The sequence below is a fragment of the Paracoccus sp. J39 genome, assembly GCF_000518925.1.
Lineage (GTDB): Bacteria > Pseudomonadota > Alphaproteobacteria > Rhodobacterales > Rhodobacteraceae > Paracoccus.
This window is the reverse complement of record NZ_JAEN01000009.1, coordinates 54,018-76,170: the sequence shown is the minus strand read 5'-3', so window position 1 is coordinate 76,170 and position 22,153 is coordinate 54,018. Positions and strand designations below refer to the sequence as shown.

Below are 22,153 nucleotides of genomic sequence, written 5' to 3'. Positions count from 1 at the left end.
ACGCCGGATCGGCCGGCCCTGAAATTGACATGGATCATCGGCGCGCGGCTTTTCCGGCGGGGCGGGGGTGCTGGACAGCCGGTCCGCCGGCAAGCTAGACACGGGATCGGGGGAACGCATCCCGGGCAGGCGCAGGACGGGAACCGCAACCGATGTCGAACCAGGGCCGGAAACTGGAACAGGCAGCCAAGGCGGCATGGCTTTCCTATGTCGCGGGCAAGACCCAGGACGAGATCGCCGGCATCATGGGCGTCTCGCGCCAGACCGCGCAGCGCCTGGTCGCGCAGGCCATGGCCGAGGGCATCGTCAAGATCCGCATCGACCATCCCTTCGCCCATTGCATGGACCTTGCCGTCGAATTGCAGCGGAAATACGGGCTGGAATTCTGCCAGATCGCGCCCTCGGACGCGCCCGAGGTCGGGGTGGCGCTGATGCTGGCCGATGTGATCGAGCAATGGCTGCGGCGGCCCGATCCGATGACCATGGCGATCGGCACCGGCCGCACGCTGCGCAGCGCCATCGCGCAATTGCCGCATATCGACTGCCCGCAGCACCGCATCGTCTCGCTGACCGGCAATATCGCGCCGGACGGCTCGACCGCCTATTACAACGTGCTGTTCACGCTCTCCGACCTGGTCAGCGCCCGCAGCTTTCCCCTGCCCCTGCCCGTCATCGCCCCCAGCATGCGCGAGCGGCAGGCGGTCAACAGCCAGCCCAGCATCGAGCGGCTGATCCGCATGTCGGCCGAGGCGGCGGTGGCCTTCGTCGGCATCGGCACGCTGGGCGAAGGCGCGCCGCTGATGCTGGACGGGTTCCTGTCCCAGCCCGATCTGGACGCGCTGGTCGCGGCCGGCGCGGTGGGCGAGATCACCGGCTGGGCCTATGACGCCCGGGGCGCGCTGGTGGCGGGGCTCAGCAACGACCGGGTGGCCTCGGCCCCGATCCCGCCGCGCGAGACGACGCTGGTAATCGGCGCCGCCCATGGCGCGGAAAAGGTGCCGGCGATCCGCGGCGCGCTGCAGGGCGGGCTGATCAGCGGGCTGATCACCGATGCCGCGACCGGCGCGGCGCTGCTAGAGGGCTGACATCGCGGCGATTTCGGCGCGCTGCTCTTGCATGCGCAGGAAGATGCGCCAGTCCCGCTCGCGCCGCGCCCGGGCCTGCGGATCGGGGCGGGTGATCTCGACCGGTCTTGCGAAACGGGCGCGCGCCGCGCGGATCCCGCCCATGAGCGGCGCGGCGGCGGCGATGGCGGTGCCGCGCAGCACCGCGTCCTCGGGCTGCCAGTGGATCTCGGCCCCGGTCGCATCGGCATAAAGCTGGCGCAGCAGGGCCGAGCGCGCCTGCCCGCCGGCCATGGCCAGCGCCGCGGGCGCCAACCCCATATGCGCGATGACCTGCCGCGTTCCCAGCGCGATGCCCACCGCCGCGCGCCAGTAAAGCGCATCCAGCGCCTGCGCGCTGCGTTCCAGCGTCAGGCCGTGGATCGCGCCGCGCATCAGCGGATCGGCGAAGGGCGTGCGGCTGCCCTTGATGTCGGGCAGGACATGCAGGCCGGGCTCCGGCTCGGGATCGGCGGCGATGCGGGCCAGGATCGCGTCGTGGCTGACCGGCTGCGGATAGAGCCCGCGCACCCGCTCCAGCAGCGCGCCGGTCGCGGACTGGCCGCCTTCGCTGACGCTTTCGCCGGGCAGGATGGCGCCGGGATAGGGCCCCCAAAGCGCGGGGCGCGGCGCCAGCCCGGTCGCCATCACGCAGTTCGAGGTGCCGGCGATCAGCGCCGGCATGTCCGGCGCCGCGCCGAGCGCCCCGGCAAAGGCGTCGATCAGCCCGGCAGCGACCAGCGTCTGGGGCTCCAGCCCCAGCTCGGCCGCGCCCTGCAAGGAAAGCGGGCCGATGCGCGCGCCGGGCGGCAGGACCGGCCCCGGGCGCGGGAAATCGGCGATCCCGGCCTGTTCCAGCAGGTCCGCCTGCCAGCCGCCGCGATCCGGCAGCCAGGGCCATTTCGCCGCCGTCGCGCAAAGCGAGCGCGCCTCGATGCCGGTGGCGCGAAAGGCCAGCTGGTCGCAAAGGTCGCGCACCCCGGCCAGAACCGCCCAGACCTCGGGCCGATGGCGCTTGAGCCACATCAGCTTCGGCGTCTGCATCTCGGGCGAGACCGAGCCGCCGGCCCGCGCGACGATCTCATGCGGGATGCGGCTGAGTTCGCCCGCCTCGGCCACGGCGCGATGGTCGTGCCAGGCGATCACGTCCGGGGCAAAGCCCGGCGCCTCGACCGCCAGCGAGCAGGTGGCATCGAAGGCCAGCGCCCCGACCTGCGCGGGGCTGGCGCCGGCCTGACGCCGCGCCTCGGCCAGGGCCTCGGCCACGGCCCGCCAGATCTCGGCGAAATCGTGCATGGCCTGCCGGTCGGGCCCCGCGATGGTGGCGAAACCCCGGCTCGCGCGGGCGATCAGCCGGCCGTCGAGGGTGAAAAGCCCCGCTCGCGCCCGGGCCGAGCCCACATCCACGGCCCCGATCAGCACGCCGATTCCCCTTCCCTAGCCCAGCTCGGCCAAAGTCTTGGGCAAATCCCGGGCGTGGTCAATCAGCGCGTCGGGGGCCAGCGCCGCCAGCTTTTCGGCCAGCCGGGCGGGTGCGGCATGGCTGCCGCCCAGAAAGCCGATCACCCGCATGCCTGCCGCGCGGGCGGCGCGCAGGCCGGCCGGGCTGTCCTCGATCACCACGCAATCGGCCGGTGCGATGCCCAGATGCCGGGCGGCGAACAGGAACAGGTCGGGCTCGGGCTTGCCGCGCGCCACCTGTGTCGCGGAATAGACATGCGGCCCGAAGAGCGGCGCCAGCCCGGTCAGCGACAGGGACAGCCGCAGCCGGTCCGGCGCGCTGGATGAGGCCACGGCGCGCGGCCCGGAAAGCCCCGCGACCGCCTCGGCCATGCCCGGCACCGGGCGCAGCTCGCGGCGAAAGCGCAGGGCCAGCGCCTCGGCATAGCCGGGCAGCGCCGGGCCCAGATCGACGCCCTGCCCCCGCGCCGCCTCGACGATGGTCGAGAAGGAGCGGCCCAGGAATTCGTCATAGATGCGGGCGCGGGTGATCGGCGCGCCCAGCCTTTGCAGCAGCGCCTCGATCTCGACTGCGGCGAGGGGCTCGGAATCGACCAGCACCCCGTCGCAATCGAAGATCAGCCCGCGCACCACCGCCTAGCCCTTGAGATAGGCGTCGAGCGTCGCGCGCGTGCCCCTGTCCCACAGCATGGCCAGCCAGCGCGCGAAGGGTTCGGCAAAGCGCGGATCGCGGCCGGTCGCGCCATAGATCTCGGCCATGTCCAGCCAGGCCGAGGGATCGGACTTCGCCGCCTGCGCCACCTGCGTCAGGTGGTCCCAGTTCGGATCGTTCGGCTCGATGGCCGCGCCGCTGTCCGTAGTTCCGGCGCAATAGCGGCACCACAGCGCCGATTCCAGCGCCAGCCCGTCCACGGGCAGGTCGCGCTCCAGCCGGTGGGCGATGGTCGGCACGATGAACTTCGGCTGCCGGTTCGAACCGTCGAGGCAAAGCCTGCGCACCGTATCGCCGATCTTGGGATTGGCGCAGCGTTCGGCCACCTTGGCGAAATAGGCGCCAAGGTCGGTGCCGGGCACCGGCGGCACGGCGGGGATGATCTCGTCCGCCTCGACCTTTTCCAGGAAGGCGCGGACCTGAGCGTCGGCCATCGCCTCATGCACGAAATGGATGTCCAGCATCCCGGCCGGATAGGCGATCACCGCATGGCCGCCGTTGAGGATGCGGATCTTCATCAGTTCCCAGGGCGTCACGTCGGCGACGAATTCGACGCCGGCCTTCTCAAGCGGCGGGCGGCCGGCGGGGAAGTTATCTTCGAGCACCCATTGGATGAAATCCTCGCAGAAGACCGGGGCGTCGTCGGCGATGCCGAAATCCTCGCGCACCATGCGGCGTTCGCGGTCGCTGGTGGCGGGGGTGATGCGGTCCACCATGGCGTTCGGGAAGGCGACATGCGCCGTGATCCACCGGGCCAGTTCCGGGTCCGAGAGCCGCGCGGTTTCGGCCACCGCCTCGCAGGTGATCTTGCCGTTATGCGGGATGTTGTCGCAGCACATGACGGTGAAGGGCGCATGGCCCGCCGCCCGCCGCGCCTTCAGCCCCGCGACGATCAGCCCGAACACGGTCCGCGGCGCGTCGGGATTTTGCGCATCCGCCGCGATGGCGGGATGGGCCGGGTCGAAATGCCCGGTGGCGGCATCGATGAAATAGCCGCCCTCGGTGATGGTCAGCGCCACGATGCGGATCGCCGGATCGGCCAGCGCGGCGATGACCCGCGCGGGATCGCCCGGCGCGATATAGTCCACGATCGGCCCCAGAACCCGGGCATCCGAGCGTTCGGCCGATTGCTCGACCAGCGTGTAAAGATAGTCCTGCGCCGCCAGCGTGTCGCGCATCCGCACGTCCCCCGGCATGACGCCGGCGCCGATGATGGCGAAGTCCTGCGCCAGCCCCATGTTCATCAGCCGGTCCAGATAGGCGGCCTGATGGGCGCGGAAGAAATTCCCGACGCCGAAATGCAGGATGCCGGGGCGCAGGGCGGCGCGGTCATAGCCCGGCACCGGCTGGCCGAGGCGGTCTAGGGTCTGGTTGGAAAGCCTGTCCATCCGAATTCATCCCGGTTCTGTCATGCAGGAACGAAGCCGCGGGCGCGGCCCCGATAGGGGCGGCGCGCTTACAGCGCCAGCCCCTGCTGGTCGAAGCGATAGACCCGGCCGTCCTGCGGGGTCAGCCAGATGCGGTCGCCGTGATCCACCGGGAACTCGCCCGCCGCCCGCGCGACGATGGGGGTGCCGCCGTCCAGCTCGATATGCAGGAAGGTGTCCGAGCCCAGATGCTCGGCCACGCCCACGGTGCCGGCGAACTGGCCGCCGGTGGTGGACATGGTGAAATGCTCGGGGCGCACGCCGATGGCATGGGCCCCCATGGCGGCGGCGGCCTCGCCCTCGATGAAATTCATGTTCGGGCTGCCGATGAAGCCCGCCACGAAGCGGTTCGCGGGCTGGCGGTAAAGTTCGAGCGGCGAACCCACCTGCTCGACCCGGCCGGCGCGCAGCACGACGATCTTGTCGGCCATGGTCATCGCCTCGACCTGGTCATGGGTGACATAGATCATCGTCGTCGCCAGCTTCTTGTGCAGCTCGGAAATCTCGACCCGCATGTTCACCCGCAAGGCCGCGTCGAGGTTCGACAAGGGCTCGTCGAACAGAAAGGCCGAGGGCTCGCGCACGATGGCGCGGCCGATGGCAACGCGCTGGCGCTGGCCACCGGACAGCTGGCCCGGACGGCGGTCCAGATAGTCGGTCAGGTTCAGGATTCCGGCCGCGTGCTGGACGCGCCGCTCCTGCTCGTCCGCCGCCATGCCCGCCATCTTCAGCGGAAAGGCGATGTTCTTCCTGACCGACATATGCGGGTAAAGCGCATAGGACTGGAACACCATGGCCAGCTTGCGCTTGGCCGGCGCCGCCTGGGTCACGTCCTGCCCGTCGATGACGATCCGGCCCGAGGTCACATCCTCAAGCCCGGCGATCAGCCGCAGAAGCGTGGACTTGCCGCAGCCCGAAGGGCCGACGAAGACCACGAATTCGCCGTCGCTGATCTCCAGATCGACGCCCGGAATGACCTCGACCTCGCCGAAGGTCTTGCGGACCTGTTGAAGCGTGATGCTACCCATCATTCCCCCCTTTTCATTTCACCGCGCCGAAGGTCAGGCCGCGCACGAGTTGCTTCTGGCTGAACCAGCCCAGGATCAGGATCGGGGCGATGGCCATGGTGCTCGCCGCCGAGAGTTTCGCGTAGAAGAGCCCCTCGGGGCTGGAATAGCTGGCGATGAAGGTCGTCAGCGGCGCCGCCTTGGAGGTGGTCAGGTTCAGCGTCCAGAACGCCTCGTTCCAGGCCAGGATCACGTTCAGAAGCAGCGTCGAGGCGATGCCGGGCACCGCCATCGGCGTCAGCACGTGCAGGATCTCGTTCCTGAGGCTGGCGCCGTCCATCCGCGCGGCTTCCAGGATTTCCGAAGGAATCTCGCGGAAATAGGTGTAGAGCATCCAGGTGATGATCGGCAGGTTGATCAGCATCAGGACGACGGTGATCCCTGCGCGGGTGTCCAGAAGCCCCCAGCCGCGGAACAGCAGATACATCGGGATCAGCACCCCGGCCGCCGGCATCATCTTGGTGGACAGCATCCACATCAGCAGGTCCTTGGTGCGCTTGGCCGGCTGGAAGGCCATCGACCAGGCGGCCGGAATGGCGATCAGCAGGCCAAGAAGCGTCGAGCCGACCGAGATGATGACCGAGTTCATGAAATGCCGGAAATAGGGCGAGCGCGACTGCACCTCGGCATAGTTCTGGGTCGTCCAGTCGAAGAACAGGAACTTCGGCGGGCTGGCGATGGCGTCGGCCTCGGACTTGAAGCTGGTCAGGATCGTCCACAGGATCGGGAAGAAGATCAGGAACGCCACGCCCCAGGCCAGGATGGTGAAGCCCCAGCGGCGGGTATCGGAAGTCTTGCGGGCCATGGTTCTTACTCCAGCGTCTTGCCGATCATCCGCATCAGGAAGATCGCGACGATGTTGGCAAGGATGACGGCGATGATGCCCCCGGCGGATGCGCCGCCCACGTCGAACTGCAGCAGCGCCTGCGAAAAGACCAGATAGGTCAGGTTGGTGGACTGGTAGCCCGGCCCGCCATTGGTGGTGACCAGGATCTCGGCAAAGACCGAAAGCAGGAAGATGGTCTCGATCAGGATCACCACGGTGATGGCGCGCGACAGGTGCGGCAGGATCAGGTGGGTGAACTTGGCCCAGGTCCCGGCGCCGTCCATCTCGGCCGCCTCCATCTGCTCGCTGTCGAGCGATTGCAGCGCGGTCAGCAGGATCAGCGTGGCGAAGGGCAGCCATTGCCAGGCGACGATCAGGATGATCGACATCAGCGGATATTGCGCCAGGAAATCGATGGGCTGCGCGCCCACCGCCTTGGCGAGCCAGGCGAAAAGCCCGTTCACCGGGTTCATGAACATGTTCTTCCACACCAGCGCCGAGACGGTCGGCATGATGAAGAAGGGCGCGATCACCAGGATGCGCACGATGCCCTGCCCGAACATCGGCTGGTCCAGCAGCAAGGCCAGCAGGATGCCGCCGCCCACGGTGATGACCAGTACGCCCCCGACCAGCAGCAGCGTGTTCTGCATCGCGGTCCAGAAGGCGGGATCGGACAGGAAATACTGGTAATTGGCCCAGCCGATGAAGCGTTCCATGCCGGGCGAGAGCAGGTTGTAGCTCTGGAAGCTGAACCACAGCGTCATGGCCAGCGGCACGATCATCCAGCCCAGAAGCAGCAGGACCGAGGGCGCGACCATCAGGCGCGCGAGTGTTTTCTGATGTCTGGTAGCCATCGGCGCGCCTCCCACGCGAGCGATGAAGGTTCGGGTTGGGTGGCAGGGGCCGGGCTTGCCGCCCCCTGCCCCGGCTCAGGTCCGGGTTGACTCAGCAACGCCTGTCACTTGGGATAGCCGGCCCGGGCCATTTCGCGCTCGGCGATCTGCTGGGCCATCTGCAGGGCCTGATCGACGCTGGCCTGCCCCGCCAGAGCGGCCGAGAATTGCTGGCCGACCGCGGTGCCAAGCGCCTGGAACTCGGGGATGCCCACCCATTGCGTGCCGATATAGGGCACTTCCACGGTGGTCGGGTTCGCGAGATCGGCCGACATGATGCTGTCGAGCGTCGGCTTGGCGAAGGGCGCGGCCTGCTGGTATTCCGGATTCTCGTAAAGCGAGGTCCGGGTGCCCGGCGGCACGTTCGCCCAGCCCTCTTCCGCCGCGACCTGCTCGGTATAGGCTTTCGAGGTCGCCCAGGCGACGAACTTCTTGGCCGCATCCGGCGCATCGGTCGAGGACGGGATCGCCAGCGTCCAGGCCCAGAGCCACATCTGCGGCTTCTCGCCCTCGGGCGCCAGCGCATAGCCGACCTTGTCGGCCACGGTCGAATCCTTGGGGTTCGACACGAAGCTTGCCGCCACGGTGGCGTCGATCCACATGCCGCATTTGCCGGTCTGGAACAGCGCCAGGTTCTCGTTGAAGCCGTTCGACGAGGCGCCGGGCGGGCCGGCCTCGTTCATGATGGTGACGTAATCGGTCAGCGCCTTCTTCCAGGCCTCGCCCGAGAATTGCGGCTTCCAGTCCATGTCGAACCAGGGCGCGCCGTAGCTTGCGCCCATCGAGGTCAGGAAGGCCATGTTCTCGCCCCAGCCGGCCTTGCCGCGCAGGCAGATGCCATAGACCTCGGCGGATTTGTCGGTCATCTTGCGCGCCGCGTCATAGACGAAATCCCAGGTCGGGCGCTCGGGCATTTCCAGCCCGGCCTTTTCCATCAGGTCGGTGCGATACATGATCATCGCGGATTCGCCGTAGAAGGGCGCGGCATAAAGCTTGCCGTCCAGCGACAGCCCCTCGGCGATGGGCGGCAGGATGTCGGCGGCGTCGTAATCCTCGCCCATGTCCTCGAGCGGCGTCAGCCAGCCCTGCTTGGCCCAGATCGGCACCTCGTAATTGCCGACCGTCACGATGTCGTATTGCCCGCCCTTGGTGGCGATGTCGGTGGTGACGCGCTGGCGCAGCACGTTCTCCTCCAGCGTGACCCATTCCAGCTGAATGTCCGGGTTCGCATCGGTGAACGGCTTGGTCATCTTCTGCATGCGGATCATGTCGCCGTTGTTCACGGTGGCGATGGTCAGCGTCTCGGCCAAGGCGGGCGCCGCCAGCGCCGTCATGGCGCAAGCCCCCATCAGGCCGCGCAGCATCATGCTCATTCGATTGTCCTCCCCTACGGATCGGCATTTGCTAATGCGATGGGCAAATGCTCACATACTCGCGAGGGGACTGTCAAGAAAAATCGGCGCGGCCCGATACTCGGGACCGCGCCGACTGATAGGTTCTTGCCGGGGCAGGTTCAGCCGCGGCCGCGATAGGGCGGAACGCCTTGGTCGGGGATCCAGACCCCCTCGGGCATGGGTCCGGTCTGCCAGAAGACATCGATGGGCATGCCGCCGCGCGGATACCAATAGCCGCCGATGCGCAGCCAGCGCGGCGCAAGGAACCCGGCCAGCCGCCGGCCGATCGAGACGGTGCAATCCTCATGGAAAGCACCATGATTGCGGAAGCTTCCGAGATATAGCTTCAGCGATTTCGACTCGACCAGCCAGTCTCCGGGCACATAGTCGATGACCAGATGCGCGAAATCCGGCTGCCCGGTCATCGGGCAGAGCGAGGTGAACTCGGGCGCGGTGAAGCGCACGTTATAGGACAGGTCGGCCTGCGGGTTCTGCACCCGCTCCAGCTCGGCCTTGTCGGGGCTTTCGGGCAGCACGGTGGCGCCGCCCAGCTGCTTGAGGCCGCTGTAGATCGTCTCGGTCATGGTTCTCTCCGAATGTCAGACGCCGCGCCGGTTGCCCCAGATCAGGACATGCAGCTGCGGCAGGATGCGCGGTTTCAGCCAGCCGCGGCCGACCGTGTTCTCGACCAGCCACAGCAGCCGGTCGGCCAGGGCCTGCGGATCGACCGGCAGGGCGGGATCGGTCTCGGGGTTGCCGGGTTGCAGGTAAAGCGGCAGCTGGGGATGGCGAGCCGCCACCCCGCGCGCCCAGTCCAGGTCGCGCTGGTCGAAGATCACGATCTTCAGCACCCGCTGGCCCGCGCCCTCGCCCGCCCGCAAGCAGCGGTCGAAGGCGTCCCAATCGACCAGCTGCCCGCTCGACGGCGGTTTCGGAGACAGCACCAGCATGGACAGGTCCGCGAACCAGGGCTGCGCGACCGAGCCCTGCGTCTCGCAGGCGAAACGATAGCCCGCGGCGCGTCCCAGCGCGATCAGCGGGGCGAAATCCTGGATCGCCGGATTGCCGCCGGACAGCGAGACGGTCAGCGGCTGGCCCCCGGACAGGCGCCGCACCTCGGCCCAGATCGCCTCGGCGCTCATCGGCCGCCATTCGTGGCGATGGCTGCTGTCCACGGCGTGCAGGCTGTCGCACCAGAAGCAGCGATAATCGCAGCCGCCGGCACGGACAAAGACCGTGGGCTCGCCGATCAGCGCGCCCTCGCCCTGGATGGTCGGGCCGAAGATTTCCGCGATGCGCAGCGTCATGGCCGATACTCGGCCCAGGTCTTGGGCGTCTCGGACACCCGGACCGCCACCGTCTCGGGCCAGCGCGCCTTGCACCAGTCATGGAAATGCCGCGCCATGTTCTCGGCGGTCGAAGGACCGTCCAGCACGTCGTTCAGGTGGCGATGGTCGAAATGCGTGTCGATATAATGCTTCAGCGCCGCAAGCTCGTGATAGTCGCGCACGAAGCCGTCGGCATTCAGCTCGGCCGCCGCCAGCTCGACCACGACGATGTAATTGTGCCCGTGCAGCCGGGCGCATTGGTGATCCGGCGGCAGATGCGCCAGCTGGTGCGAGGCCGAGAAATGGAACTCTTTGGCGATGCGGAACATCAGGCCCGCCCCCGTTCCGCGATGGCCTGCCGCCAGAAATCGGCATCCTCATAGGCGGTCGGGTCGGGGATGCCGGCCAGGTGGAAGGCCTCGCGCCGTTCGACGCAGGTGCCGCAGCGCCCGCAATGCAGGGCGCCGCCCTTGTAGCAGGACCAGGTCTCGGCAAAGGGCGTGCCGTGGCGGGCGCCCTCGGTGACGATGTCGGCCTTGGTGCGATGCACGAAGGGGGTCAGCAGCCGCAGTCGCGCATAGCCGTCCAGCGCCGCGTCCTGCATCTGCTGGAACGCTTCGGTGAAGGCGGGGCGGCAATCGGGATAGATGAAATGATCGCCGCCATGCACGGCGGCCGCCACCGCCTGATCGCCCACCGCCGCCGCCATGCCGAAGGCGATGGTCAGCATGATGGCGTTGCGGTTCGGGACCACGGTGATGCGCATGGTCTCCTCGGCATAATGCCCGTCCGGCACCTCGGCCCCGCCGGTCAGGGCCGAGCCGGTCAGCACCGCCCCCACCCCGCGCATGTCGATGACGTGATGCGGCACGTCCAGCCGCCGGGCGGCGCTGGCCGCGAAATCCAGCTCCTTGCGGTGGCGCTGGCCGTAGTCGAAGGAGATCAGGCGCGAAAGCCCGCCCTGCGCGGCGATCATATGCGCCAGCGACACGGAATCGAGTCCGCCCGAGCAGACAACTGTCGTCTTCATGATGTGACCCTTGTTTTGATGACCGGGTAGGCTGCGACCGGTATGGGCGCCCGACATAGCGGGCTTTGGCCGGCGGCGCAACCACCCCGGCCCGCCGGGGCGCCGCGGGCGGGGGCGAACCCAAACCGCCCGCCCGGCGTTGCCCCGCAGGCAGAAGAGGAGCCATCCATGCCCGAACGGATCGAAGGCGTCGCGATCTCGCATCCCGAGCGGGTGATCTTTGCCGATGCCGGCCCGGGCAAGGCCGGGCTGACCAAGGCCGGGCTTGCCCGCTATTACCAGCAGGTCGCGCCGCTGATGCTGCAGGAGGCCGCCGACCGCCCGCTGTCGATGCTGCGCCTGCCCGAGGGCATGGCGGGCGAGCGGTTCTTCCAGAAGCATCCGGGCAAGGGGTTTCCCAAGCCGGTGAAGCAGATGCAGATCACCGAAAGCGATGGCGAGGCGGCGCCCTATGCCTATGTCACCGATGCGGCCGGGCTGGTGGCGGCGGTGCAGATGGGCACGGTCGAATTCCACATCTGGGCCGCGCGCCGCGACCGGCTGGAGCGGCCGGACCGGCTGGTCTTCGACCTCGACCCCGACGAGGGGCTGGGTTTCGCCGCCGTGCGCGCCGCCGCCCTGGCGCTGCGCGGCCGGCTGCGGGACCTGGACCTGGACCCCTGGGCGATGCTGACCGGCGGCAAGGGGGTGCATCTGGTGGTGAACCTGCGCCGCAACCTGGGCTGGGACGAGCTCAAGCATTTCGCCCGCGGCTTCGCCACGCTCTGCGCCCGGGACGAGCCGGACCGCTATACGGTGGCGCTGTCCAAGGCCAGCCGCAAGGGGCGGATCTTCATCGACTGGCTCCGGAACGAACGCGGCGCCACGGCGGTCGCACCCTTCTCGGTCCGCGCGCGGCCCGGCGCTCCGGTGGCGGCACCGCTCGGCTGGGACGAGCTGACCGAAACCGAGACCGCCCGCGCCATCGACATCGACGCGGCGCTTGAGCGCGGCTGGGCCGGCATCGACCGCAGGCCGCAGACCCTGACCCGGCCGATGGTCGAGGCGCTGGACAAGGCGCTGGCCGAATAGGCGGCCGGCTATGCTGCCTTGCTTGCCACGGGACAGGCAGGCCCGTCATGTCGCAGGCCTCTCTCTTGGCACCCTGCCCGGCCATATCGGTCGGGGCGCGGCAATGGCAGGGCCGGCCCGACGCTGCCGGATGCCGCGCAGTCCCTGCCGGCGAAGCCCGGGAACGGTGCCCGCAGCATCCCCTCCGGGCGGCCGGCTTGCGGCCGCCGCGGCCCGCCTTTCGCGCTGGCTGATCGACCCCTCAACCCTCGACGCGGCGGCCGCTGCCGGGGTCGAAGAAATGCAGATGCGCCGGATCGGGCACCGCTGCGATGCGGTCGCCGCGCTCGGCCCGGCTGGTGCCGGGCAGGCGCAGCACCATCGGCACCTCCGAGCCCTCGATCATGCCATAGCCGAAGGCGTCCGCGCCCAGCCGCTCGACCGAGCGCAGCAGGACCGGGATCGCCGCCTCGCCCGGCTGCGCCAGCCGCAGATGTTCGGGGCGCAGCCCAAGGCGCAGGTCGCCGCCGCGCGGCACGCCGGGCAGCGGCAGGACCGCGCCGCCCGGCAGGGTGACGCCGCCCTCGGCCGTCCCGACGGTGAAGATGTTCATCGCCGGCGAGCCGATGAAGCCCGCCACGAATTCGCTGGCCGGGCGCTCATAGACCTCCAGCGGCGTGGCGATCTGCTCGGCCACGCCCTTGTTCATCACGATCAGCCGGTCGGCGAGCGTCATCGCCTCGACCTGGTCATGGGTGACATAAAGCGTGGTCTGGCCGGTGCGCAGGTGCATCTCCTTGATCTGCAGGCGCATCTGCACCCGCAGCTTGGCGTCCAGATTCGACAGCGGCTCGTCCAGCAGCAGCGCCGCCGGCTCGCGCACCAGCGCCCGGCCCATGGCGACGCGCTGGCGCTGGCCGCCCGACAGCGCGCGCGGCTTGCGGTCCAGATAGGGCTCCAGCTCCAGCATGGTCGCGGCCTTGGCGACGCGGGCCTCGATCTCGGCCTTCGGCATCCGGGCGATCTTGAGCCCGTAGGCCATGTTCTCGCGCACCGACATATGCGGATAAAGCGCATAGTTCTGGAACACCATGGCGATGTCGCGCTGGCGCGGTTCCAGGTCGTTGACCACCTTGCCGCCGATCTCGATGGTGCCGGCGCTGATCGCCTCCAGCCCGGCCACCATGCGCAGAAGCGTGGACTTGCCGCAGCCCGAAGGTCCGACGATCACCACGAATTCGCCGTCGGCGATCTCGATGCTGATGCCATGGATCACCTGATTTCCCGCATAGCTCTTGCGGACGTCGTTGAGCAGGATGCGGGCCATCTATTTCTCCGTCTCGACCAGGCCCTTGACGAACCAGCGCTGCATCAGCACCACCACCAGGATCGGCGGCAGGATGGCCAGCACGCTTGTGACCATCACGAGGTTCCAGGGCGTATCGGCATCGGCGAAGGAGATCATCTTCTTCAGCGCGATGACGATGGTGTTCATTTCGTTGGAATTGGTGACCAGCAGCGGCCACAGGTATTGCGTCCAGCCATAGATGAACTGGATCACGAAGATCGCCGCCACATTGGTCAGCGACAGCGGCCACAGGATGTCCCTGAAGAACCGCCAGGGCCCGGCGCCGTCGACCCGCGCCGCCTCCAGCAATTCATCGGGAATGGTCATGAAGAACTGCCGGAACAGAAGCGTCGCGGTGGCCGAGGCGATCAGCGGCAGGATCAGCCCCGGATAGGTGTCGATCAGCCCCAGGTCGACCATGACCTTGTAGGTGGGCTGGATGCGCACCTCGACCGGCAGCATCAAGGTGATGAAGATCAGCCAGAAACAGGCCATCCGCAGCGGAAAGCGGAAAAAGACGATGGCATAGGCCGAGGCCATCGAGATCGCGATCTTCCCCAGCGCGATGCCCATGGCGACGATGGTGGTATTGGCCAGAAGCCGCCACAGGCTGACCCCGCCGATGCGGCTGATCCCGCCCGAGAAGGCATCGGAATAGTTCCGCGCCGCCTCGGGTCCGGGCAGCAGGGGCAGCGGCGGGCGCAGGATGGTCTGCACCGAATGGGTCGAGGCGACGAAGACGTAATAGACCGGAAAGGCCACCACGATCACGCCCAGCACCATCCAGAAATGCGCCAGTAATCGCCCGGCGCCGCGCGCGGCCAGCGGAGAGGATTCAGCCATAATGCACCCTCCGCTCGATGAAGCGGAACTGGAAGGCGGTCAGCGCGATCACGATGATCATCAGGATCACCGATTGCGCGGCGGAATCGCCCATGATCAGGTTCACGAAACCGTCGTTATAGACCTTGTAGACCAGCGTCTCGGTCGCCTTGCCGGGGCCGCCGCCGGTCACGGCATGGATGATCCCGAAGGTGTCGAACAGCGCATAGACGGTGTTCACCACCAGCAGGAAGAAGGTCGTCGGCGCGAGCAGCGGAAAGGCGATGGTCCAGAAGGCATGCCGGCGCGAGGCGCCGTCGATGGCCGCAGCCTCCAGCAGCGAGCGGGGAATCGCCTGCAGGCCCGCGACGAAGAACAGGAAGTTGTAGCTGATCTGCTTCCATGTCGCGGCGGCGACCACCAGCGCCATCGCCTGCTCGCCGTCCAGCAGCGGGTTCCAGTAGATGCCCATCCGCCGCAGCGGCCAGGCCAGCGTGCCGAAGCTGGGATTGAACATGAACAGCCACAGCATGCCGGCGATGGCGGGCGCCACCGCATAGGGCCAGATCATCAGCGTGCGATAGAAGCCCTTGCCGCGGATGATCTTTTCCGCCTGCACCGCCAGGAACAGCGCGATCGCCATGGCGCAGAAGGCGACCAGCACCGAGAACACCACCGTCACCCGGACCGAGTTCAGATAGTTCGGATCGCTCAGCACCTTGCGGAAATTCGCCAGCCCCACGAAGGTCGTCTTCAGGCCGAAGGCGTCCTCGCGCAGCACGGACTGGCGAAAGGCCTGCGCCGCCGGCCAGTAGAAGAAGATCAGCGTGATCGCCAGTTGCGGCGCCAGCAGCAGCCAGGGCAGCAGCTTGTGCGGAAAGACCGTGCGTCTCATCCGTCCCCCTTGTCGGATCGGGCGGGCGCCGCAACGCCCGCCCCTGGTTTCAGCCGCCCGCGGCCTCGCGGATCGCGGCATTGCCGCGCTCGACGGCGTTCTTCAGCGCCGTGGCCGCGTCCTGCTGGCCGGCCAGCATCTTTTCGTATTCCTCGTTCTGGATGTCGCGCAGCTGCGGCAGGTTCGGCGCCCGCACGCCCTTGGAGTTCTCGGTCGGCTCCTTGCCCATCATCTGCAGGATCGGCGTCTCGCGGCCCGGGTTCTGCTGGTAGAAGTCCGAGCCCTTGGTCGCCTCGTAAGCCGCCATGGTCACCGGCAGATAGCCCGATTGTTCGTGCAGGTATTGCTGCACCTCGGTCTGCGACAGGTAGTTGAAGAAGGCGGCGACGCCCTTGTAGGTCTCGTCCGACTTGCCGCCCATCACCCAAAGCGAGGCACCGCCCGGCGTGGTGTTCTGCGGCGCGCCCTCGGCGGTCTCGTCATAGGGCAGCTGGCCGATGCCGTAGTTCATGCCCGATTTCACGATGTCGCCCAGCCCGCCCGAGCTTTCGGTCAGGATGCCGCATTCGCCCGAGGTAAAGTTCTGCTTGGCCTCGCTGGTGCGGCCGCCATAGACGAAGACGCCCTCTTTCGCCTGGTCCGCAAGTTCCTGGAAATGCTTGACGAACAGCGGGCCGTCGATCTTCAGCTCGGGCGTGCCGGCCAGGCCGTTCTCGTTCGTGCCCCAGCTGACATTGTTCCAAGCGGCGAAATTCTCGGTATGGATCCAGGTCAGCCAGGTCGAGGTATAGCCGCAGGTCGCGGCCCCCGATTCCTTGATCTGGCGCGCGGCGGCCCAGACCTCGGCCCAGGTCTTGGGCGGGTTGTCCACGTCCAGCCCCGCCTTCTCGAAGATGTCCTTGTTGTAATACAGGATCGGCGAGGAGGAGTTGTAGGGGAAGGACAGCATGTCCCCCTCGGGCGTCGAGTAATAGCCGACGATGCCGGGCAGATACTGGCTCTTGTCGAAGTCGTAGCCGCCTTCCTGCAGCACCTCGGCCACCGGCTTGATGGCGCCCTGCGCGCCCATCATCACCCCGGTGCCGACGTCGAAGACCTGGATGATGTCCGGGGCCTGGCCGGCGCGGAAGGCGGCAATGCCGGCGTTCAGCGTTTCGGGATAGGTGCCCTTGAAGACGGGCTTGACCTCATAATTCTCCTGGCTGGCGTTGAAATCATTGGCGATCTTGGTCACCACCTCGGCATTGGCGCCGGTCATCGCGTGCCACCAGGAAATTTCGGTCCTGGCCTCGGCCGCGACGGGCAGCACCATCAGCCCGGCAAGCCAGAATACGGTTCGTTGCATGTTTCCCTCCGAGTCGTGCCTTGCGGCGTCATCGTTCCCGAACGGCCTTGCCAGGGCCTCGGCCCTTGGGGGCCGCCCGCCTCCCTGTCCGGATTTGTCACCTGCCAGGGGCCGGGGTGTCAATTCGCAACTGGACTGTCTGGTATGGCAGGCGGCAGGCAGAGGCCGCGCCGGTCACGCCCCTCCAGTCGCACCGATTTGTAAATTTCCCATGACTGCAAGGGGTAAAAGGCGATTCCTGCAGCCGCTCCCTGCGCCGTGCGGGGGATGGCGGCCGGTCGTTCCGTCACGTCCGGACTTGGCTGTGTCAGTCGCGCGTGACGGATCGGGCCAGCCGCGCGCCGCCCGACCGTCCCCCGGCGTCGGACGAAACCGCATGACCGGGGTCGAGAACGCGGGCGGGCGGGGAAAATTCACGCCGCGATCACAGGCTTGCGCTAGGAACAGGGAAACCTGCTGCCAAGGACCCCTGCGCCGATGGAGAAACCCGGCCGAAGCGCCCATGACCTGACCGCAAGCTGGCAACGGCACGACTGGCGCGAAAGCTTCTTCGCGCCGGGGCTTGTCATCCTGCAGGCGCTGACCGCCGACGGCCGCACCGCCAGCGGCGCCGGCCAGAGCCGCGACGAGGCCTTCGACCGCTGCATCGGCGAGACGGCCGAGATCCTGGCGCTGGCCGCCTTCCGGGCGGGCGGCGGCGGTTTCGAGCCCTGGCGCGACGGGCTGGCCGCGCATCCCGATGCCGGGCAGGCACGCTTGGCCGCCATGGACGAAGCCTGCGAGCGACGGGCGGTCGCGGATTGGTGGCTGGGCCGGCGCCCCGCCCTGCCGGTGGCCGCGGACTGGATCCGGCTGGCCGGGCTGGCCGGGCGGCTGGATCGGGCCCGGGGCGGCGCGGCGCTGCGGCGGCGCACCGACTGGTGGCAGATCCAGACCCCGCGCGGCCCCTGCGCCATGATCTGCCGCAGCATGAGCCTGGAGGGTCAGGACCCGGTGCTGGGCTATGGCGTGCATCGCGACCCGGCACTGGCCGCGGACAAGGCCCTGCGCGAGCTTCTGCTGATGGAGCTGAACCTGATGGAGTTGCTGGCCGCCCGCTCTCTGGGCGGCGCGGACGCGCTGCAGCCGGTGCGCAACCGCATCCGCGGCTATGCCCGCCGCGCCGCCCTGCTGTTTCCCGAAGCCGCCGCCATCCACCCCGCCCCGCCCGGCGACCCGGATGCCGCGGGCTGCTTCGACACCCCGCCCGCCTGCCGCGAGATCTCGGTGCCCGAAGGGCCGCTCAGCGTCTGGGTCTGCCGGCCCGACGCCCCCCCTCCGCCTTTCACCGAAGAGACCGGCCTGCCCTATTTGTGAGGACCACATGCGTGATGACGGCCTGGCCATGACGGCGCCACGAGAGGAACCCCGACCGGGCGCCTGTCCCATGGGATGCGCGCCGATGCGCGGGGCGCTGCGCGACATGGGGGCGCTGGCCTCGCCCCTTTCCGCGCCGGACGACCGCGCCGGGATCGGCCAGCGCCTGCCCGAGATCCTGATGCGCACCACCCCGGACTGGCGCATCGCCTGCCTCGAACGGACGGCGCATATTCCCTCGGGCTATACCTATCTGGCCCAGCTCATGGGCCATGACATGGGCAGCAGCGTGCCGGCCGACAGCGTGCCCTATGCCCGCAGCGGCGGCGACGGGGACGCCAAGCCCGTGCGGCGCTACAACCTGATCGACAATCCGCTGACGCTGGAAACCGTCTACGGACCCGGCCCGGCCATGCTGACCCATGTCTATGATCCCGAGACCTGCCTGTTCCGCCTGACCCCGGGCGCAAGGCTGGCGCGGCTTTATGCGCGGGCGGCCGGCGCCATCTCGGACCCCGACCCGCGGCCGATCCGCGCGCTTTATGACGAGCGCAACCGCGACTCGCTGATGCTGCACGAGTTGACCGTGGCCTGGATGCAGTTCCACAACCGGCTGGCCCGCAGGCTGATGGCAAGGGGGGAGGAGCCGTTCCGCGCCTATGCGCTGTCCCGCGTCCACGCCGTGCGCTGCTGGCACGCCATCCTGACCGGCGACCTGCTGCCGCGCTTCCTGCATCCCGAGATCGCCGGGCTGGACGGCGACGCCCTGCCCGGCTGCTGGGCGCTGGACGAAACCACGCTGCTGCACGGGCTGTGCCGGGCCTTCCACGCCCTGCCGCTGGCGGCCTATCATCTGGGCCGCTCGGGATTGCACAATCTGGGCACGCTGCTCAAGCGCGGCTATGCCCCCAGCGAGGCCGAGACCGACTGGCGCATTGACTGGCCGCTGTTCTTCGGCGCAAGCCCCGGCGCGCCGCTGACCGGCATCTCGGCCAGCGTGGCGCCGGAATTGCGCGCCCCGGTGACGGCGGCGGCGGTCATCGCGATGGACAATGCCTCGGCCGCCATCGCCCTGCCGCTGCGGCCCGGCAACAAGGCGCTTCGCGCCGCCGTCGCCGCCCTGCCCGGCGACTGGCCCGCCCGCATCGCCCCCGCCCGCCTGGCCGCGGATTTCGCCGCCGCCCATCCCGAGGCGCCGATCCGCATCGACGCCGAAATGCTGGAATGGGGCCCGCTCTACCAGTTCCTGATGGTCGAGGCGCAGCTGCACGGCCAGCGGGGCGGCTTCGGTCCCTTGGGCAGCGCGCTGCTGCGCGGCTCGGTGCTGGGCTCGATCCGCCGGGTGGTGCTGGCCGGCGAGGACGAGGCGGCGGCCGGGCTGCCCAGGCCCGCGACCATGCTGGAACTGATCGCCCTCGCCAGAGAATGACGGAGACAAGACCATGACCGGGACGAAACGCAAATACATCATCGTCGGGGCCGAGGTGGACCAGCCCGAGGCCTGGCTGCACAAGGACGGCAGCATCAGCCCCCGCAAGGGCAGCGACGGCGAGCCGCTGAACGTCGAATATATCGGCCGGCTGATGGTCGAGCTGTCGCAGCGCGGCAAGGCCGGCGTGCCCAAGGCCGAGCTCGACGCGCTGGAGGAACGCGTCAAGCGCGCGCTGGTGGTGCAGGATTTCTCGGTGCATGACGGCGGCGCGGCGCTCAGCGACGCCGAACGCGAGGCGATCCTGAACAGCACCACCGTCCGCATCGAGTTCGAAAGCCGCCGCCGCGGCAGCAAGAAGCCGGACCGCAACACCCGTATCCTGGTGGTGCCATCGGACGAGACGCTGGGCATCGCCGATGCCATGCTGCGCGCCCAGGGCGAGGCCGAGGGCTTTCGCCCGCCCCTGTCCTACGAGCTGGACCGGGCGCTGATGCTGGCCGGCATGCAGACCGAGATCCTTGAAATGGTGCGCGAATTCGCCGGCAAGGCCACGCCGGGCTGGACCCCCGCGCTGCAGGCCGCGCTGGAGGCGCATATGGAAGAGGCGATCCGCGAGCGCAGCCGGTTCAAGGACGGCAACGGCCGCCCGGCCAAGGACGTCAAGAACGAGATCATGTCGAGCCCGCTGCGCGCCTTCCACCGCTCGGTCGGGATCTACGCCACCAACATGTGCCGCTAGACATGGAAGCGGCTGCGGGCCGCGGCGGCCTGTTCCAGCGTCTCGCGCAGCTCCTGCCGCCAGGCTTCGTCGCGCAGCGGAAAGACCGACAGGAACCAGTCCAGCAGCTGCGCATCCGTCGGCGCCGGCGGGCCGCGCCATTGTCCGCGCAGCTCGGCCAGATAGGCGTCGAGGCGGCGCGCCGCCGCCTCGGCCTCGCCCAGCCGCCACAGGGCGGCGCTGTGCCAGCCGCCCACCGTCGGCATCAGCCCGGCGCCGCTTTCGCATTGCCGCGCCGCCGCCGCGAAATCGCCGCAGAGGTAATCCGCCGCCGCCAGATAGATCTGGTGAAACGGCTCCATCACCGCGGCATGGCGCTTGGTCTCGGCGACCAGCCCGGCGGCCTTTCGCAGATCGCCCGAGAAGGCGAAGCCGAGCGCGCAGGAGGCCAGGGTCAGCGGGTTGTTGCGGTTCAAGACCAGCGCCTGGTCGAAATGGAACTCGGCCAGGTCGAAATAGCCCAGATGGCAGAAGCACCAGGCCAGCACGCGATGCGCGCGGGTGTCCAGCGGGTCCGCAGTCACCGCGACGATGGCGTGATGCATGGCGTCGCGCTTGAGCTCCTCGGTCTGGTAGGTGCCGGGCAGAAGCACATGGCGCACGTTCAGCGCGCCCGCCAGCTCGGCATGGGCGGGGCCGAAGGGCGGCGAGCGCGCGGCGATCTCGCGCAGGATGGCCAGCGCCTCGGCCTCGGTTTCGGGCGACCAGCTGTCCAGGAGCGCCTGCGCCCGAAGCCAATCGTCATAGATGCCCGAGCCGGAATCCGACAGCGAGCGGTCCGAGACCACCACGGAAAGCGCATTGGCGATGTTGGACAGCAGCAGGCGGACCTTGGCTTCCCAATCGGTCTGCGGCTCCTCGATCCATTCCGACCAGACCAGATGACCGCCGGCGCCGCGCTGCACCTCGGCGAACAGCCGCAAGCCGCCCTGCAGATAGAACGGCTTCAGCGTGATGCGCACCTGCGCCGGTTCGGGCGTGCCCTCCTCGACGATCCACCATTCGCGGAATCGGCCCATGCGCATGCGCAGGTCGGCGAAAAGCACGTTGGTCAGGCTTTCCAACTCGTGCCCGTCGCCCTCGGCGCGCCGCAGCGAGACCGACAGGCTGACCTGGGGCAGCCGGTCGCGCTGCGGACCGTGGCGCCCGCCGCCGCCGGGGTCCAGCTTGATCGCCGCCAGCAGCTCGACGGTCTCGGCCTCGGGTTCCTGGTCGAAAAGCTCGTCGAGATGGGCGTAAAGCGTGTTGTAGCGCTCGATGGCGCGGGTCGGCCGGCCCGCCTGCCAGTCGAGCCGCATCAGGAGCCGCGTGGCATTCTCGTTCGAAGGCTCCAGCGCGATGGCGAACTCGGCCAGCGCGCGCTGGGTGTCGGGGTCGGAACCGGCCAGCCCGGCCAGCCGGCGGTCCAGCACCTGCCGCAGCCCGGCCAGCAGGCTGGCGCGGGTGATCGCGAGCCAGCTGTCGAACGAGGCGCTGATCCCTTCAAGCTGCACGGTCTGGTCGATCAGCAGGCGCAGGCGACCCGCCTCTTCGGGGTCCCAGCCCGGCCCGGCCAGCCGCGCGGCCAGTTCCTGCTGCAGCACGAATCCGTCCGGCAGGCGCAACGCGATCTCGCCGGCATTGGTCTCCAGCGCCCAGCCGGGGGTGCCCGCCATGGCGCGGCGGATATGCTTGACCGCCTGCCGATACGAGGCCGAGGCCTTGTGTTCGTCCGAATTCTGCCAGAACAGGTCGGTGACCTTTTCCGTGCGATGCACCGGGGCCCGGTCGGCCAGCAGGAAATACAACAGCGCCCGCGCCTTGCGCAGGCGCAACGCATCGAGAACCTGCAAGACGGCGTCCAGCTGCATCCGAATCCCTTGCCGCGAGTCGCCCCAGCCCAACGA

General features: G+C 68.7%; 21 protein-coding genes. 5 read left to right on the top strand and 16 right to left on the bottom strand.

Going from position 1 to position 22,153, the window contains the following annotated elements:
- Nucleotides 1–152: 152 nt before the first annotated feature.
- Nucleotides 153–1,085, top strand: a complete 933-nt coding sequence (locus L632_RS0110625) for a sugar-binding transcriptional regulator (RefSeq protein WP_028712457.1) — start codon at nucleotides 153–155, stop codon at nucleotides 1,083–1,085.
- Here the strand turns inward: L632_RS0110625 and L632_RS0110620 are convergent.
- The 11 genes from L632_RS0110620 to queC form a co-directional block, all read right to left on the bottom strand.
- Nucleotides 1,074–2,525 (bottom strand): FGGY-family carbohydrate kinase, encoded by a 1,452-nt coding sequence (locus tag L632_RS0110620; RefSeq protein ID WP_028712456.1) that lies wholly within the window; start codon nucleotides 2,523–2,525, stop codon nucleotides 1,074–1,076. The genes L632_RS0110625 and L632_RS0110620 overlap by 12 nt on opposite strands.
- Before the next feature lie 15 nt (nucleotides 2,526–2,540).
- Nucleotides 2,541–3,194 carry an HAD-IA family hydrolase gene (locus L632_RS0110615; RefSeq protein WP_232220964.1) on the bottom strand — a complete coding sequence of 218 codons (654 nt, stop codon included), beginning with the start codon at nucleotides 3,192–3,194 and terminating at the stop codon, nucleotides 2,541–2,543.
- Nucleotides 3,195–3,200: 6 nt separating this feature from the next.
- On the bottom strand, nucleotides 3,201–4,664 hold the full coding sequence (locus L632_RS0110610) for a mannitol dehydrogenase family protein (protein ID WP_028712454.1): 1,464 nt from the start codon (nucleotides 4,662–4,664) through the stop codon (nucleotides 3,201–3,203).
- A 68-nt stretch (nucleotides 4,665–4,732) separates the two neighbouring features.
- Nucleotides 4,733–5,731 carry an ABC transporter ATP-binding protein gene (locus tag L632_RS0110605; RefSeq protein WP_028712453.1) on the bottom strand — a complete coding sequence of 333 codons (999 nt, stop codon included), beginning with the start codon at nucleotides 5,729–5,731 and terminating at the stop codon, nucleotides 4,733–4,735.
- A gap of 13 nt (nucleotides 5,732–5,744) precedes the next feature.
- Nucleotides 5,745–6,575 carry a carbohydrate ABC transporter permease gene (locus L632_RS0110600; protein WP_028712452.1) on the bottom strand — a complete coding sequence of 277 codons (831 nt, stop codon included), beginning with the start codon at nucleotides 6,573–6,575 and terminating at the stop codon, nucleotides 5,745–5,747.
- A gap of 5 nt (nucleotides 6,576–6,580) precedes the next feature.
- Entirely contained in the window at nucleotides 6,581–7,450 is an 870-nt protein-coding gene (locus tag L632_RS0110595; protein ID WP_028712451.1) for a carbohydrate ABC transporter permease, read from the bottom strand.
- 104 nt (nucleotides 7,451–7,554) lie between these two features.
- Nucleotides 7,555–8,862, bottom strand: coding sequence for a sugar ABC transporter substrate-binding protein (locus L632_RS0110590; RefSeq protein ID WP_028712450.1), 1,308 nt, complete (start codon nucleotides 8,860–8,862; stop codon nucleotides 7,555–7,557).
- Nucleotides 8,863–9,002: 140 nt separating this feature from the next.
- Nucleotides 9,003–9,467: a preQ(1) synthase gene (queF, locus tag L632_RS0110585; protein ID WP_028712449.1), complete on the bottom strand. Its 465-nt coding sequence runs from the start codon at nucleotides 9,465–9,467 to the stop codon at nucleotides 9,003–9,005.
- A 15-nt stretch (nucleotides 9,468–9,482) separates the two neighbouring features.
- Nucleotides 9,483–10,190, bottom strand: coding sequence for a 7-carboxy-7-deazaguanine synthase QueE (gene queE, locus L632_RS0110580; protein ID WP_028716779.1), 708 nt, complete (start codon nucleotides 10,188–10,190; stop codon nucleotides 9,483–9,485).
- Nucleotides 10,187–10,540: a 6-pyruvoyl tetrahydropterin synthase family protein gene (locus L632_RS0110575; RefSeq protein ID WP_028712447.1), complete on the bottom strand. Its 354-nt coding sequence runs from the start codon at nucleotides 10,538–10,540 to the stop codon at nucleotides 10,187–10,189. Before L632_RS0110575 ends, queE begins: the two co-directional genes overlap by 4 nt.
- On the bottom strand, nucleotides 10,540–11,241 hold the full coding sequence (queC, locus tag L632_RS0110570) for a 7-cyano-7-deazaguanine synthase QueC (protein WP_028712446.1): 702 nt from the start codon (nucleotides 11,239–11,241) through the stop codon (nucleotides 10,540–10,542). The genes L632_RS0110575 and queC overlap by 1 nt, the downstream gene beginning before the upstream one ends.
- Nucleotides 11,242–11,409: 168 nt before the next feature.
- Here queC and ligD point away from each other — a divergent pair, with 168 nt between their 5' ends.
- Nucleotides 11,410–12,312, top strand: coding sequence for a non-homologous end-joining DNA ligase (gene ligD / locus L632_RS0110565; protein WP_028712445.1), 903 nt, complete (start codon nucleotides 11,410–11,412; stop codon nucleotides 12,310–12,312).
- A 241-nt stretch (nucleotides 12,313–12,553) separates the two neighbouring features.
- Here ligD and L632_RS0110560 read toward each other — a convergent pair whose 3' ends face one another.
- From L632_RS0110560 to ugpB, 4 genes are read right to left on the bottom strand one after another with little or no spacing between them, the layout of a single operon-like run.
- A complete protein-coding gene (locus tag L632_RS0110560) occupies nucleotides 12,554–13,618 on the bottom strand; it encodes a sn-glycerol-3-phosphate import ATP-binding protein UgpC (protein ID WP_028716778.1) in 1,065 nt (354 codons plus the stop codon).
- The gene (gene ugpE, locus L632_RS0110555) at nucleotides 13,619–14,482 is read right to left on the bottom strand and encodes a sn-glycerol-3-phosphate ABC transporter permease UgpE (protein ID WP_028716777.1); all 864 of its coding nucleotides are present in this window, start codon (nucleotides 14,480–14,482) and stop codon (nucleotides 13,619–13,621) included.
- A complete protein-coding gene (gene ugpA, locus L632_RS0110550) occupies nucleotides 14,475–15,356 on the bottom strand; it encodes a sn-glycerol-3-phosphate ABC transporter permease UgpA (protein ID WP_028712442.1) in 882 nt (293 codons plus the stop codon). The genes ugpE and ugpA overlap by 8 nt, the downstream gene beginning before the upstream one ends.
- Nucleotides 15,357–15,405: 49 nt before the next feature.
- The gene (gene ugpB, locus L632_RS0110545) at nucleotides 15,406–16,701 is read right to left on the bottom strand and encodes a sn-glycerol-3-phosphate ABC transporter substrate-binding protein UgpB (protein WP_028716776.1); all 1,296 of its coding nucleotides are present in this window, start codon (nucleotides 16,699–16,701) and stop codon (nucleotides 15,406–15,408) included.
- A gap of 477 nt (nucleotides 16,702–17,178) precedes the next feature.
- On the opposite strand from ugpB, the gene L632_RS0110540 reads away from it, so the two are divergent.
- Genes L632_RS0110540 through L632_RS0110530 form a run of 3 tightly spaced genes read left to right on the top strand, consistent with a single transcriptional unit; the run spans nucleotide 17,179 to nucleotide 20,228 of the window.
- Nucleotides 17,179–18,057: a YcaO-like family protein gene (locus L632_RS0110540; protein ID WP_028712440.1), complete on the top strand. Its 879-nt coding sequence runs from the start codon at nucleotides 17,179–17,181 to the stop codon at nucleotides 18,055–18,057.
- 7 nt (nucleotides 18,058–18,064) lie between these two features.
- Entirely contained in the window at nucleotides 18,065–19,486 is a 1,422-nt protein-coding gene (locus L632_RS0110535) for a hypothetical protein (RefSeq protein ID WP_028712439.1), read from the top strand.
- A gap of 13 nt (nucleotides 19,487–19,499) precedes the next feature.
- Nucleotides 19,500–20,228: a hypothetical protein gene (locus L632_RS0110530; protein ID WP_028712438.1), complete on the top strand. Its 729-nt coding sequence runs from the start codon at nucleotides 19,500–19,502 to the stop codon at nucleotides 20,226–20,228.
- Here the strand turns inward: L632_RS0110530 and L632_RS0110525 are convergent.
- Nucleotides 20,225–22,117: a BTAD domain-containing putative transcriptional regulator gene (locus L632_RS0110525; protein ID WP_028716775.1), complete on the bottom strand. Its 1,893-nt coding sequence runs from the start codon at nucleotides 22,115–22,117 to the stop codon at nucleotides 20,225–20,227. The genes L632_RS0110530 and L632_RS0110525 overlap by 4 nt on opposite strands.
- Nucleotides 22,118–22,153: the final 36 nt, after the last annotated feature.

Excerpts from the sequence above, each read along its gene's own strand:
- L632_RS0110625 (WP_028712457.1), top strand. The coding sequence starts at position 153 with ATGTCGAACCAGGGCCGGAAACTGGAACAGGCAGCCAAGGCGGCATGG.
- L632_RS0110610 (WP_028712454.1), bottom strand. The coding sequence starts at position 4,664 with ATGGACAGGCTTTCCAACCAGACCCTAGACCGCCTCGGCCAGCCGGTG.
- L632_RS0110605 (WP_028712453.1), bottom strand. The coding sequence starts at position 5,731 with ATGGGTAGCATCACGCTTCAACAGGTCCGCAAGACCTTCGGCGAGGTC.
- L632_RS0110600 (WP_028712452.1), bottom strand. The coding sequence starts at position 6,575 with ATGGCCCGCAAGACTTCCGATACCCGCCGCTGGGGCTTCACCATCCTG.
- L632_RS0110595 (WP_028712451.1), bottom strand. The coding sequence starts at position 7,450 with ATGGCTACCAGACATCAGAAAACACTCGCGCGCCTGATGGTCGCGCCC.
- L632_RS0110590 (WP_028712450.1), bottom strand. The coding sequence starts at position 8,862 with ATGAGCATGATGCTGCGCGGCCTGATGGGGGCTTGCGCCATGACGGCG.
- queF (WP_028712449.1), bottom strand. The coding sequence starts at position 9,467 with ATGACCGAGACGATCTACAGCGGCCTCAAGCAGCTGGGCGGCGCCACC.
- queE (WP_028716779.1), bottom strand. The coding sequence starts at position 10,190 with ATGACGCTGCGCATCGCGGAAATCTTCGGCCCGACCATCCAGGGCGAG.
- L632_RS0110575 (WP_028712447.1), bottom strand. The coding sequence starts at position 10,540 with ATGTTCCGCATCGCCAAAGAGTTCCATTTCTCGGCCTCGCACCAGCTG.
- queC (WP_028712446.1), bottom strand. The coding sequence starts at position 11,241 with ATGAAGACGACAGTTGTCTGCTCGGGCGGACTCGATTCCGTGTCGCTG.
- ligD (WP_028712445.1), top strand. The coding sequence starts at position 11,410 with ATGCCCGAACGGATCGAAGGCGTCGCGATCTCGCATCCCGAGCGGGTG.
- L632_RS0110560 (WP_028716778.1), bottom strand. The coding sequence starts at position 13,618 with ATGGCCCGCATCCTGCTCAACGACGTCCGCAAGAGCTATGCGGGAAAT.
- ugpE (WP_028716777.1), bottom strand. The coding sequence starts at position 14,482 with ATGGCTGAATCCTCTCCGCTGGCCGCGCGCGGCGCCGGGCGATTACTG.
- ugpA (WP_028712442.1), bottom strand. The coding sequence starts at position 15,356 with ATGAGACGCACGGTCTTTCCGCACAAGCTGCTGCCCTGGCTGCTGCTG.
- ugpB (WP_028716776.1), bottom strand. The coding sequence starts at position 16,701 with ATGCAACGAACCGTATTCTGGCTTGCCGGGCTGATGGTGCTGCCCGTC.
- L632_RS0110540 (WP_028712440.1), top strand. The coding sequence starts at position 17,179 with ATGGAGAAACCCGGCCGAAGCGCCCATGACCTGACCGCAAGCTGGCAA.
- L632_RS0110535 (WP_028712439.1), top strand. The coding sequence starts at position 18,065 with ATGCGTGATGACGGCCTGGCCATGACGGCGCCACGAGAGGAACCCCGA.
- L632_RS0110530 (WP_028712438.1), top strand. The coding sequence starts at position 19,500 with ATGACCGGGACGAAACGCAAATACATCATCGTCGGGGCCGAGGTGGAC.
- L632_RS0110525 (WP_028716775.1), bottom strand. The coding sequence starts at position 22,117 with ATGCAGCTGGACGCCGTCTTGCAGGTTCTCGATGCGTTGCGCCTGCGC.